The 12813-nt window shown below is 37.4% G+C and carries 14 protein-coding genes and 1 pseudogene; 6 read left to right on the forward strand and 9 right to left on the reverse strand.

The features are described from left to right. Positions 1-162: 162 nt before the first annotated feature. From GQR93_RS15520 to GQR93_RS15095, 3 genes are all read right to left on the reverse strand, one after another. Positions 163-321, reverse strand: a complete 159-nt coding sequence (locus tag GQR93_RS15520; RefSeq protein WP_225442064.1) for a hypothetical protein — start codon at positions 319-321, stop codon at positions 163-165. Between the two features lie 249 nt (positions 322-570). Further along, entirely contained in the window at positions 571-798 is a 228-nt protein-coding gene (locus GQR93_RS15085; RefSeq protein ID WP_159298873.1) for a hypothetical protein, read from the reverse strand. 746 nt (positions 799-1544) lie between these two features. Next, complete coding sequence (locus tag GQR93_RS15095; RefSeq protein WP_263863849.1) at positions 1545-2075, reverse strand: ParA family protein; 531 nt, start codon at positions 2073-2075, stop codon at positions 1545-1547. A gap of 650 nt (positions 2076-2725) precedes the next feature. Between GQR93_RS15095 and GQR93_RS15100 the strand changes: the two are divergent. From GQR93_RS15100 to GQR93_RS15110, 3 genes and pseudogenes are all read left to right on the forward strand, one after another. Continuing rightward, positions 2726-3720: pseudogene (locus tag GQR93_RS15100) on the forward strand (replication initiator protein A). Positions 3721-4218: 498 nt separating this feature from the next. Beyond that, positions 4219-4635 (forward strand): helix-turn-helix domain-containing protein, encoded by a 417-nt coding sequence (locus GQR93_RS15525; protein ID WP_225442065.1) that lies wholly within the window; start codon positions 4219-4221, stop codon positions 4633-4635. An 886-nt stretch (positions 4636-5521) separates the two neighbouring features. Beyond that, on the forward strand, positions 5522-5914 hold the full coding sequence (locus tag GQR93_RS15110; RefSeq protein WP_159298874.1) for a DUF5839 family protein: 393 nt from the start codon (positions 5522-5524) through the stop codon (positions 5912-5914). 218 nt (positions 5915-6132) lie between these two features. Here the strand turns inward: GQR93_RS15110 and GQR93_RS15605 are convergent, their stop codons facing one another. From GQR93_RS15605 to GQR93_RS15125, 5 genes are all read right to left on the reverse strand, one after another. Then, the gene (locus GQR93_RS15605; protein WP_404808435.1) at positions 6133-6735 is read right to left on the reverse strand and encodes a relaxase family protein; all 603 of its coding nucleotides are present in this window, start codon (positions 6733-6735) and stop codon (positions 6133-6135) included. A gap of 38 nt (positions 6736-6773) precedes the next feature. Beyond that, on the reverse strand, positions 6774-7037 hold the full coding sequence (locus GQR93_RS15610; protein ID WP_263863851.1) for a relaxase/mobilization nuclease domain-containing protein: 264 nt from the start codon (positions 7035-7037) through the stop codon (positions 6774-6776). Further along, positions 6988-7176 (reverse strand): relaxase/mobilization nuclease domain-containing protein, encoded by a 189-nt coding sequence (locus GQR93_RS15615; RefSeq protein ID WP_263863852.1) that lies wholly within the window; start codon positions 7174-7176, stop codon positions 6988-6990. The genes GQR93_RS15610 and GQR93_RS15615 overlap by 50 nt, the downstream gene beginning before the upstream one ends. Beyond that, positions 7158-7253, reverse strand: coding sequence for a hypothetical protein (locus GQR93_RS15530; RefSeq protein WP_263863853.1), 96 nt, complete (start codon positions 7251-7253; stop codon positions 7158-7160). Before GQR93_RS15530 ends, GQR93_RS15615 begins: the two co-directional genes overlap by 19 nt. Before the next feature lie 684 nt (positions 7254-7937). Further along, a protein-coding gene (locus GQR93_RS15125; RefSeq protein ID WP_159298868.1) for an IS5 family transposase occupies positions 7938-8724 on the reverse strand; the annotation gives its coding sequence in 2 pieces (ribosomal slippage) (positions 7938-8463 and positions 8462-8724; 789 coding nt in all). A 69-nt stretch (positions 8725-8793) separates the two neighbouring features. Between GQR93_RS15125 and GQR93_RS15685 the strand changes: the two genes are divergently transcribed. The 3 genes from GQR93_RS15685 to GQR93_RS15135 all read left to right on the forward strand — a co-directional run bounded on the left by GQR93_RS15685 (position 8794) and on the right by GQR93_RS15135 (position 11782). Then, the gene (locus tag GQR93_RS15685; protein ID WP_404808437.1) at positions 8794-9039 is read left to right on the forward strand and encodes an integrase core domain-containing protein; all 246 of its coding nucleotides are present in this window, start codon (positions 8794-8796) and stop codon (positions 9037-9039) included. Between the two features lie 947 nt (positions 9040-9986). Next, complete coding sequence (locus tag GQR93_RS15650; protein WP_318651932.1) at positions 9987-10112, forward strand: hypothetical protein; 126 nt, start codon at positions 9987-9989, stop codon at positions 10110-10112. Between the two features lie 329 nt (positions 10113-10441). Beyond that, complete coding sequence (locus GQR93_RS15135) at positions 10442-11782, forward strand: hypothetical protein (protein ID WP_318651934.1); 1341 nt, start codon at positions 10442-10444, stop codon at positions 11780-11782. Between the two features lie 265 nt (positions 11783-12047). On the opposite strand, the gene GQR93_RS15140 is transcribed toward GQR93_RS15135, so the two are convergent. Beyond that, positions 12048-12813 (reverse strand): IS5 family transposase gene (locus GQR93_RS15140; protein WP_159298875.1). Its coding sequence is split into 2 segments (ribosomal slippage), with 768 coding nucleotides annotated over them: positions 12048-12573 and positions 12572-12813; the frame shifts between segments, so codons are not numbered across the junction. This gene is flagged as partial in the annotation.

Genomic DNA, 12813 nt, shown 5'->3' on the forward strand with positions numbered 1-12813 from the left:
GGATAAATTGTGTACTTAGGTTTTTAAATAAATTTTCTAAAGATATTTCACTTCTCAGATATTTTTTATACCGCCTATTAAAAGACACTGAAGTAATGCCAATAAATTTAGCTGCTTCTGCATGACTACTAAATTTTTGATTTTTATAATAAATTAGATGTGTTAAATGATAATTACCATCATAAAAAGGTCATTAAGGTCATATTCCCCAGCTTCGTACTTTCGATAGCGTTTTGCAAATCCTGTTTTAGTAATACCAATAAAATCAGCTGCTTGTTGATAAGAGGTAAATGTTTTGTCTTTATATTGAATAGGTTTCATTTTTATTTACTCTCCTTTTATAAAGAATATAACTATTAATAACAACGCTAACGTTCATAACTATTAATTTAATCATTATTGACATTATATTCTTATATTAATTTTTCATCTCAATCACAGATCAAAAGCCACTCATCGATAAACTAATAGGTTAAAAAGCAATTCCTGTTAAGATAATAGTTAAGGCTAAAATAAGCCACCAATTATTCCGCCAAAAATGATTAATATCCATTAATTCGGTTCTCCTATTTAATTAACTAGGTGATTTAATAAAAATTCAGCTAACTTGGCTTCTACCACATTATATTTATCTAGCAAATCCTTAAATTGAAATAAATCATGCTGTTTTAAAGATTTGTGTTCGATAGTTATCCTTTTTAGCACCGCAATTAAGCTGACTAATTGTTCACGATCCTCCAATTGAACGATTGAGAGTAAACTTTCTATGTCTTTAAAAGAAAATGTTTTAATTGCCAAAGTATTGATCCAACTTTGTGGCTTTTGGCAGCGGTTATGGTCACTATTCGTTTCAAATTTAAGATGATAGCTGTAATGAATTCTTTCAACATTTGTAATGTAATATTTATCTCCTTGAAAATCAATAAAAATATCTTCATTTTTAATCCTAAAAGAATGATCATCTTCATTAAAAACTAGATAAAAATCTGATTAACATAGTCAGGAAAAGCCATGACCGTTCCTATGAGTTTTTCCTGACGATAAATTTGATATCTATTAATCATTTTTTTGCTCGATTCAGCTTGTCGAGACATTGACTTCCCACCACCATTTAGTATATTTCAGAACCAATGTTAATATTTACTTGGTCTCCTATTAACCATTCATATTGTGTTTATTAGCTTATCTTATTGTATCATGATGACTAAGTTCTAATTTACGAAAAGGCAACAAAAGAAAGTCAAACCTAATTATGATTATCTTTTGTGATTTATAATAAAAGATTAATTTTTATTATAAATCACAAGTCTAAGCTGTTAATTATTTATTTGCGTTGAGAAAGTCCTTCATGAATAAGCTTTTCTAAGACATCAACAATTTTCTCATCATTTTCAAAAGCAATTCGTTTAATCTTTTTATATGTGCTCATACGAACTTGAACAGTCTTATTTTTTCCGTTTCGAATTGGTATGGACTCTTTAGATTACCAAGTTGCTCAGACGCTTTTTACTAACTTTATTTAAAAAATCTTCTGTCATAATAAATTACCCCTCTAACTGTTGAATCCTAAGTAGTTGTTCATTAAGAACCATTTGATACATTTGAATTGCTCTTTTATCCCAACGATCTTTATCTCTTATTCCTTCATTAGTGAATGTTTTAACTCGTTCTTGAGTTCTAATTGAATTCGAAAAAACTCCTTCACCAAAAAAATCTTTTGCCCGAGCAGTAATTTCAGCATCAACTTTTGCTCGTGGTTTCATTAAATATAGTATGACACCAACTAGTTGAAAATCCCCATCATATTGTTCTCGTAGTTCACCTAAATGTGTAGCAGTTTTCAAAGAACTTGTATATGATTGCTTTTGGGTTTGTAAAACAATTGAAATGAAATCTGAAGCCATAATGGCATTGTTAGTAAAGACATTAATGGTTGGCGGAACATCAATAAAGATATAATCATAATTTGTTTTTAACTTTAAAAGCATTCTTGATAACAAGATATTACGTTCAGTTTGACTAACCTTTTCTACAGCACCAATCCATAATGACAAGGTCCAATCTGTAGGAATCATATCAATTTTGTCTGTAACAGAAACAATCGATTTGATAAGTCCCCTCTGAGAAGGCCTTCATATAATGAAAGTTTCGGCTTCAAAATAATATGATAAGTTTCCCTCATAATTTCAGTTGCATTTCCCTGGGGATCAAAATCTATCAGTAATACTTTTTATTTTCTTGACCTAATAAATAGGTTTCCATGACGGTTAAAGTAGTCTTACCAACCCCACCCTTAAAATTAAAGTTTAATAGTGTTTTCCCATTCATAATAGCACCTGCCTCTTTAATAAAATTTTACCATCTTTTGTGATTGATCACAAAAGATAAAAATTTATCATTTATCATTTTTAATAAAAGCATTTACTTAATTTGCCCAAAATGCTATGCTTTATTTATAAACAAAAATCTCAATCCACTTAGAATTGAGATTCCCTATAGTATTAACCAGTAGCTACCCAACAGCTACTTAGTTCAATCAATTTTCACCACCAAGTTAAAATTGATTGAACATTGTAATCTTGTTTATGAATTAATTATACCGCAAACAGCCCCTTAGGAGCAAGCAAAGGTAAAATGAAAAACAAGAACAGTGGACTAAGTAGCTGGTAAAAAGCTATTTAGTCCATTTTATCTAACCAAGGTTACGAGAGGAGCTTTCATTTATATGAACCAAGATAATTTCTATAAAGTCAGCGAAGTTTATGCAGAAACCTATTACCAACTACCCAAAGTTCTATTTACAAATGATAACTATAAAGGGTTAAGTAACGATGCAAAAGTAGCTTTTGCCCTTTTAAAAGATCGTTTTAATTATTCAGTTAGAAATCACTGGGTTGATGAACAGGATAATTTGTATTTTGTTTACACCAACCAGGCACTGAAAGAAATCTTAAATTGTAGTGAACCAAAGATAATCAAAATCAAAAAAATTTAGAAACTGCTCATTTATTATACCAAAAAAGAATCGGCATCAATCAACCTAACCGGTTATATTTACTAAAGCCTGAAGTAACCGCTAACGATGTTTATAGACAAGTAAGCTCCCAATCCCTTGATAACAGCGGAACTAAAAATTCTTTAGTTCCAGTAAATTCAACAAACACCGACTGTCAAACCCTTGATAACAGCGGAACTAAAAATTCTTTAGTCAATCTATATAAAGAACATAAAGATATAGATAAATCTAGATACAATATAGATACTCAAAAGTTAGACTTTTCCACAGCCCAATTCTCACCAGCAGAACTAGAAAAGCAAAACAAGGATTTGGTGAACCATGCTAATGATTTCTTAACTGATGAAGATAGTGGCTTACCCGTTTTCTTAGAACCCGAAGCCGTACAATTACTTAGTTTCTGGTGCCGCACCCCGAAACAAATGCGCCGGTTTATTGGTATTATCTTGAATGCTAAATATCGAGTTGAAAAGGATCATCAGGACATTGGCGTCATAATCCCACTTGATGATAAGGAACTGAAGCCTTTAATGACTAAAGCCTTGAGGCGCTACTTTAACGCCCTGAGAAGTAATGAGAAGCATATCAAGAACATTGAAAACTACTTGTACGGCACCATGCAAAACTTGTTTGGCATTTGGTGGAATAAACGAGCTAACAAACAATGGAAAGCAAAACATAAGCCAAAATTCACAGACCAATAAAAGCACCAAAAAGCTTCAAAAATCTTATCTCAAATGTTTTTAGCAAACTAGAACCACGTTTAATTAACAATGAAATTATTTACAGTCCACTCTAATTTAGATATTTTTGTGTAAACATTGACAATGAGTTATAATTAATTCAATAAATATGAGTATGAAAAAAGGCACTGATTATAGAAGTCCGTCCAAAAACTTCTATAATCAGCCAACAAGTGAGATAACCACTTGATAGCCTTTAGTGCCAATCCTGTAAACATATTTTGAAAGAAGCAGGAATTAATTCCCTACTTCCCATTATATGAAATAAGATTGGTAAATGCAAGATACATAGTTGCAAACTAAAGAGGATATCAAGTTAAACGGAACTTGTTATTCTCTTTTTACTCCTAAAACCAAGGAGATAGTAATGATGCAATTTTTCAAAAAAAAGAAAGCAACTTAAATTCAGATTAAAAAGGTGGCAATGAGATTCTAATTTATTCATTGCTAGAAGATCGCATGCAAGCCAGCACTAAGAACAAAGATTTTTTCAGTAAAAAGTTTAATGATTATTATGTTATTTACACCCGTGATGAGTTAGCAATGAAGTTAGGCGTTAACGTCAGCACAATTACAGAAGTTTTTAAACGATTAGTAAAAAAGGGTTATTTAGTTATGAAGCACCAATTCAATGGGGCAACTAAACTATTCTTACCAAAATTTGAGAATGAAACCAATCCAGAAGCCAATCATGACAACGTAAAACGGAAATCCAACGTCCTGAAATTGGAAAACCCAATTCTAGTAGAACACCTAATTCAAATAATAAACAAACAATATATACAAGAGATACCTATCCAGAGACTAATTCTAAAAAAATTGTCGCTATCACTCAAAAAGAAAAACAGGCAGCCAAACGAAAAAAAAATTAAATGAACTTGAAATAAATGCTTTAAGTAATTCGTTAGAGACTAAAGCCGGCTTTAGCAAGCGAACAGTTAACATGCTCAAAGCCTTATCCTTTAATGATCCTAAAAACTTTATCAATTAAGTGGCATGGTGTTCAAAGCTAAAAATGTCGTTAAGAAACAGGCTAGAAACGTTAGAAACAGCCAACTTGCTTTTTAAGTTTTGAGAACAACAATCGTTATGAAGATATGGCAGTCGATCTTCAAAGAATTGTCATGACAGCTAGTAGAAGTAAAAGAAGTAATGTTGAGGGGTATATTTTCAGTTCATTAGTCAATTATTTTCAAGAAGCTGTTAACGATTATTGCTGTCATGACGTTCAAAGCGTGATTGGTTAAGGTGAATCAATTACCATTAATCTAAGAACGCCACCGAAACACTTAATTGTTACTAATGAAATTAGCCGTTTTCAGTGATTACATTAGGGTAGGCCCTAGCTAAACAACTTGATATCAATATATGCAAAAAGCCCGCCCATAGGGTGATGAGCAGGCCAATTACGCATATTTTACCGAGATAAATTTTGTACACTCAGGTGTACAATGGCTATTATAAAAGGCTTAGTTAATAAATAAAACCTCTTCCGTTAAGAAGAGATTTTAGCCGTCAACTATATTTCGGTGAAATAACTTGATTGGAGTTATAACTTGAGTTTATACTGGTCAATTTAAAAAGCAAAAGGTTAAGTTAGAAGGGTAAAACATGTTCTTTTCAATTTTTTCGGTATGATTTTATTAGCAATGGGGATCATATTAGTAGCCCTGCTATTTTCTTTGAGAGCTTATATTTAAGGGTTGAAACCAGCCTATCCCACACTAAGCAACGACATTATTAACAAAATGGAGGTCTTTTTATGAATCAAGGGCATCGAATTGAAACCGTGATTAACGGCCATCATGTGAACAAAAATCATTATTTTAGTCTTAAAAGTTACCAATGGCGAGTTCGCCATCACAAAACCGTGGGGAAAAAGAATCTTGCGATTGGTCAATTAGCTTGGGTAGAGGTGACTGGTCAACCTAAACCGGTTTTAGTGATCATTACCGGGATTCACACGTTAAGCGAGGCTGCTGATCGCCAGGTCGCACGGCAGTTAAAGACCGTCAAGACGATTACGACTAACTCAGTTAAAGATTTGGACGCCATCACTCGGGATAACTTTGATCAGTACCTAGCTGCTCACCCCCAAGGAGACGCCTTTTATCGACCCAAAAATGAGTTAACAACCCAAAACGAGTCCCGTTAAAATCCCGGTTGGGATTACCGCTAACAAATAATTCTTAATTTCAAACCACGAGAACCGCTTTTTCGTGGTTTGTAACTGCTGCTCCACTTGATTAGCGGTTTGGGCCAGCGTCTCTTGGATAGTCTGGTTCACTTGGTCGCTGAGTTGGCTGAGGCGCTGGTTGTTTTGGCCTTGCTCGGTTTGAATCCGTTTGAGTGCGGTTAGATTTTCCTGACTGATCAGGTTGGTCTGCTTTTTGAAACGTTGCGTAGGCGCTTTGTAAGGTCTGTTTTAATTGGGCTTGCGAGCTGGCGTTGCTGCTGTCTAAGTTGTTTAAGGTCGTCTGAAATTGTTGATTGACCTGTTGAGCGGTTTGTTCGATTTGTCGCAGTTGTTGATCGAGAGATGTTTTGGCTGTGGCTTGCAGTTGAATCTGAGTGCCCTGGTAATTCCGGAGTTCGGCTATGGTCTGATTGAGCTGGGTCAATTGTTGGGTTAACGGTTCGTTCTGGTTGCTGGTTGGTTCTTGATTGGGTTTGTCGGCTTGCCAACTCATTAAAAATCGTCTCCTTTTCATAATCAATCCCGAGTTTGGTTCCCCGAGACTTGTAATTGGTGCCTAAAAGCTGATAAGTGAGATTCTTGCCACGCTCCCATACTTTGACTGCCTGTTGCTTTAAATCAGCTTGGAAGGCCTGAAAATCGCAAATCAGGGGATTCTGCATGGTGTGATCGACGGCTTGGCGAATTTGATCTTTCCAAGTGGGCTGCTGTTTAGCTCGTAGTTTAATTTCAGCCATTGAGCGTTTTTCATGCCGGTTGGGATCGGGTTGCGTGACCATTAAGCTGTGTTCCTGACAGACTTGATCCGTGATGTGGACTAAGTGATCACGGTATTGATGCCAATTACCGTGCATTTTTGACCGGTTTCGAGGTTAATCGCGCCAATGACGGCATGAACATGCAAGGAATCGGTATCGGCATGTTCGTAAAGGGCCACCTGTTGATTAGGATAGGCTTTGGCATAAACTTCTTTAGCAACGGCTAAAACAGTTGTCTGATCATGAGGATCTTTAGGATTAAATTCCAACGGACTAAAAGGCAATCCGGCTGGCATACGCTTGGGTTCTACCAGGATTGCCATAGATGTCCCGAACTTGTTTAAATTCACTTTTAGCGTACTGAATATCTAAATTGAGGCCATCTTGTTTGACGGCCCGTTTTTCAGCGTAATTGACTAACCGGGACGCACTGGTGGAACGTTTTATATGAGTTGTTGCCATACGTGTTGCACCTCGTTTTGTAAGTCTCTTAACGCCTGGGGATTGACTTGACCACCCTGATTAGCATGATGGGCCAATTGATTAAGATTACCGCCAATTTTAGCTAATTGATGAGTGATGTTCTGGGCATCTTGGGCGGCAATCTTGGGGGCAACTAAGCGCGCCCCCTGGGCCTTCTTTTGACAAAAGCCGGCACGGACAGATTTAAAGTTTGCGCGGAACGCGCCAGCTTTAAATAGTCCGGTTCACTCACCCGAAAATTAATTTGTTTGCTAGCCTGACGATGAACCGGAGTCGTCTTTTTGTGCTAGCCAGATTTTGCAGTTCGTTCACAAGTCCCACCTCCGTTGCCCTACGGGCAAAGTTATTCGAGATATCAAAAGTCGGATCAGCCGACGGCTGATGACCTCCTAATGATAATCGAATAACAGAGGCTTGGCAACCAACCCGCATGCTAGCCACAAGACTGCGTTTGTGACAGCTGCGGTGCTTGCAAGGGGACAGCTAACGCTCCCCCTTGACCCCCAAGTTCGCTGCGCAATGCCAAAATGGTTAGCCGGTTGGCTAGCCACTTTTTGGCAAAGCTGCGCGTTTTTACTCAGATTTTGCTGGCAAAATTGAGTAAAAAAATCGGCCAGACGAGGACAGTTGGCCGAATGATTTTGCATCATGAGCATGCTTTTCAGCAGGAGCAGTGTTTTTGATGCTCAGAGCGTCCTTGGTAAGTTTGCCGAGCAATGACAATTTTTTTTAGAAGCTGTCTAAAATCTCTTAAGTAATAGTGCTAAAAACGCTAAAACGACCATTTGCAGACTGGTGGTTAATTGACGCTCACAATTTTTCCAAAGTCGCCGACAATTCTCTAGCCAACTAAAAGATCGTTCGACTACCCAACGTTGGGGCATGACTTCGAATCGATGCAACTCATTGCGCTTCGCAACCTGCACGGTTGCGTTTAAATTACTGGCTACATCGAGCTGAAAATTAACGCCTGAATAACCACCATCAACTAAGACATTTTGAACCTGGCGTAAATGCATGGCATGTAAAGCGATCATGGCACTGGCCCCGTCTCGATCAGAGACGTTCGCTCGCGTCATGTGAATGGCCTGCGGAAAGCCATTGATATCAACTGCCAGATGGCACTTAATCCCCGAGATTTTCTTACCAGCGTCGTAACCTTTGTTTTCAGCAGTAGCGGTGTTTTTGACGCTCTGAGCGTCAACGATAATAAAGGAAGTTAAAGCTGAACGTCCTTGGTAAGTTCGCCGAGCAATGACAATTTTTTAAAACTTGTTCCAATAAAGAATCAGCCGTAGGCTCAGCTTTAGTTGACCAAATTTTGTAATAGTTGTAAACTGACCGCCATTCTGGGAAATCACCGGGGACTTGACGCCATTGGCAACCGGTTTTCAAGACATATAGGACCGCACAGAAGACCTCGTAGAGGTCATATTTTCGAGGCTTAGTTCGCTTACGAAAATTTTCTAAAGCTGGTCGAATTAATTCAAATTGTTGCCGAGTAATATTGCTGGGATAATTTTTCATAGCTTAAACTCGCTTTTTACATAGAAGTATATCAAAAATCATAGATCTTGGACAGCTTCTGAGCTACATATCCGCCACTCATACAGCCGTAAGGGTTGTCCGTATGATAATGCGCCAATGGAATCCTTTCACGCTTCCCTCAAAAAGGAATGTGTTTATCCAGTGCCGGTCTTTGAAGATTATGAAACTGCCGCTGCCGTCCTTTTTGAATATGTGCATGCTTTCTACAATAGGAAGAGAATTCATAGTTCACTGGGCTACCAGACCCCCTTACAAGTTGAAATTACAACACTTACGAGCCCAATGGCCGCCTGATTTAATGCTTTCCAGGGTTCAAATAAGTTATTAATCGCGATTAATGATTTATTTGAGCTGTGGAAGGTAAACGCGGTTCTGAATGTCTCTTAAAATCTGTCTCAAATATTGACTTCAATCCAGTTATTTCAAAATATCAAATAGGTTACATTAAAAATATTGGCAAGAAAAAGGTAATTACTTTAATTACCTGTGCTTCGGGTAAACCGGAAGAGTCTAATCGAATTATGATTCGTGGAGTTCTTTCATTTTCCAATTGATAGAAACAATCTAATCATAAAAAGCATTATTCAAGAAAAAAGTGAACAGTCTTTTTGTGACTTGTGTTATGCTTATAGCACAGATGTTTAATATCCAAGTGTTAGCGTCTGTACCCCCAAAGAAAATATAGTTTCTCTTTATAAGAATTATGTTTTCTCCAAATTAATATTCATATTTCATGTATATGTTTCCCCAAACACATACGTATTGACAACCTTCCCTTAGCGAAAGGTTGTTTTTATTACTTTCCTTCAAGATATGTCTCATAGTAGATGTCCTTATCCTTGATTCATAGTTAATAATTGCTTTAGGAACACAACAAAGGGCGTCTATCAAATGATAGACGCCCTTTGTTGTCGGGGTAAAAAAATACTAACTGATATCATTTATATTCTGAGGGGAATAATTTTTACAGCATAATCAGTTTTATAAAGATAAACTGATTATATTTTGCATTATACCACGTTATTACTTAGAATATTTTTGAAAGACTTTAATATAATTATTTTTTTTAGGTATTATTTCTTTAATTAATTACGTAAAGATGTTAAAAAGTTACAATACGCGGTTTTCTTTGCATTAAACGCCAGTTATGCTATACTTTATAGCAGCAAGTTAGCGGGGGTATGTTTATTGCATGCTTACATAACTTGGATAATTTATATTTATTTAGGAGGAATTAACACATGAAAAAGTCTATGAAAAAGACTTTATTTGCTGGCGTTGCTGCCTTGGCATTTGTTGCCGTTGCAGGAACAAGCACAAACGCCAGTGCAAAGTCATTTGCTAAGGTTACATCTAATAAAAATTAACTTCCGACGCTACTACTCGTAACGTTAACGTTAATGGTTCTAACGCTCTTTATACCAAAGCTGGTACTTTAAAGGGTGCTAAATTTGTTGCTACTAAAACTACTTTAAATGGTCTTAAGGACAGCAAACAAGGTCAGAAGAACTGGCGCGCATATCGTGTTGCTACTACTAACCGTGGCTCAGTTTACTACAAGGTCGTATCATTCGATAAGACTTATCGTGGCTGGATCTATGGTGGTAAGAGCACTTCAGCATTTGCTGGCGGTATCGCTTCATACGACACTACTAGTGCTGCTTCATCAGCTCCTGCTTCATCAGCAACCTTCACTTTGAAGACTCCTGGTACTAGCAGCTTAGCTTACAATGCACCTGCTTGGTCACAATACAAAGTGGGCCGTGCTACTGTTGATGGCAAGGTAGTTACTACTACTGCACCATACTCTGGCGCTTCATTCACTGTTACTAAAGCCGTAACGACTTCTCGTGAAGGCGAAACTTGGTACCAAGTTTCTGCTGCCCCTGCTAGCTCAGCTTCAACATCAAGTGCTAACTCATCAGCTGCTTCTTCAGCATCAGCTTCCGCTGCTGCTCAATCCGCTGCCGCTCAATTGAACGGTAAGTGGATCAAGGCTTCTGATCTGCAAAGTACTTCAGCTAGCTCAAGCGCTACACCAAAACCGATTGCTGATAATTCAATTCGGATCAACTTTACAGATGCCTCTGGTAAGAGCATTGCTAGCTTAGATTACGTTAAGGCTAATGCTAAGAAGGGTGATTCATTCGGTTCGCTTCAAGCAAATTCCACTAATACTGGATATACTTGGAAGTTTGATGCAACCACAAACACTGCTGACTTACAAAATAAGATTGATGCAGCACTTCAAGGTACCGGATACGCATTTGATGTGACTAATAATGCCAACAACCAAGCAGTTATTGCACAAGCTAAGACTGGTGATACTGTCAATGTTCAATTATCAAAGGGCAATACAGTTTATCAACAGCTTTCACCATATGCTCACGATACAACGGCTACTGATCCAACAACTGCTGGTGATAAGTTAACTGCAACTAGTGCAACTTCAACAAATCCTGCAGTATTTGTTGGTATCCCTAATGAACCAATTACAGTTCCTGCAGCTACTGATAGCGATGCTAATGGATTGACAGCTCCTTTCACTGTTGATTTATCTGGTATTTTAACCACTAATGGTTCGTTAGATTCTACTAACCTTAAAAAAGTTTATACTGATCTTTTGGCAGCACCAACTGCACAAACAGATGCAACGAGTGCGACCTATAAAACTCGAGTTGCTGATTTGAACGCTGCTATTGCAAAAGCTGCTGCACGCTCATATATTGCACCTGCTAATTTGAATGTTACTGATTTATTCAGTGGTACTCAAGGCGCATCATTCAGCGGAAGTGATGTTATGACTTATCTTAATAGCAAGAGTGCTCTTAAGACTTTGAAGTCAGCTGTATTCCCATCATTTGATGATAATGGTACTGTAACTTGGAAGCAATTCACTTATACTGCTTCAAGTGCTAATAGCGGTACATTTGGCTCAACCCCTGTTCAAGTAATCTACAATTATAATTCTAGTGCTGCCAGTCTGAGCGGTTTCCCTTCAAAGACAACACCTGGTACTACTAATCCATTTGCTTAAATTGATGGTTAAAGTTTTAAATTCTCCTTTATAAAAGACATATTCATGGAACACAATATGAATTTTTTTAAGGACAGTAAAAGGGTTTCGAGATATACTCTCGAAGCTCTTTTTATTTGACCCCAGATATCAATATACTTTTTGTGGTCAACTTCATTATTACTTTTTAAAATATTACCATTAATTTTTATCAACCCCAATGAGCAATTCCGATATGATACACTAATAGTAAATTGTGTTGTTGAAAACACTTCTAAGAAGCTGTCTAAAATCTCTTAAGTAATAGTGCTAAAAACGCTAAAACGACCATTTGCAGACTGGTGGTTAATTGACGCTCACAATTTTTCCAAAGTCGCCGACAATTCTCTAGCCAACTAAAAGATCGTTCGACTACCCAACGTTGGGGCATGACTTCGAATCGATGCAACTCATTGCGCTTCGCAACCTGCACGGTTGCGTTTAAATTACTGGCTACATCGAGCTGAAAATTAACGCCTGAATAACCACCATCAACTAAGACATTTTGAACCTGGCGTAAATGCATGGCATGTAAAGCGATCATGGCACTGGCCCCGTCTCGATCAGAGACGTTCGCTCGCGTCATGTGAATGGCCTGCGGAAAGCCATTGATATCAACTGCCAGATGGCGCTTAATCCCCGAGATTTTCTTACCAGCGTCGTAACCTTTGTTTTCAGCAGTAGCGGTGTTTTTGACGCTCTGAGCGTCAACGATAATAAAGGAAGTTAAAGCTGAACGTCCTTGGTAAGTTCGCCGAGCAATGACAATTTTTTAAAACTTGTTCCAATAAAGAATCAGCCGTAGGCTCAGCTTTAGTTGACCAAATTTTGTAATAGTTGTAAACTGACCGCCATTCTGGGAAATCACCGGGGACTTGACGCCATTGGCAACCGGTTTTCAAGACATATAGGACCGCACAGAAGACCTCGTAGAGGTCATATTTTCGAGGCTTAGTTCGCTTACGAAAATTTTCTAAAGCTGGTCGAATTAATTCAAATTGTTGCCGAGTAAT

It is taken from the genome of Lentilactobacillus hilgardii (assembly GCF_009832765.1).
GTDB classification, from domain to species: Bacteria; Bacillota; Bacilli; order Lactobacillales; family Lactobacillaceae; genus Lentilactobacillus; species Lentilactobacillus hilgardii.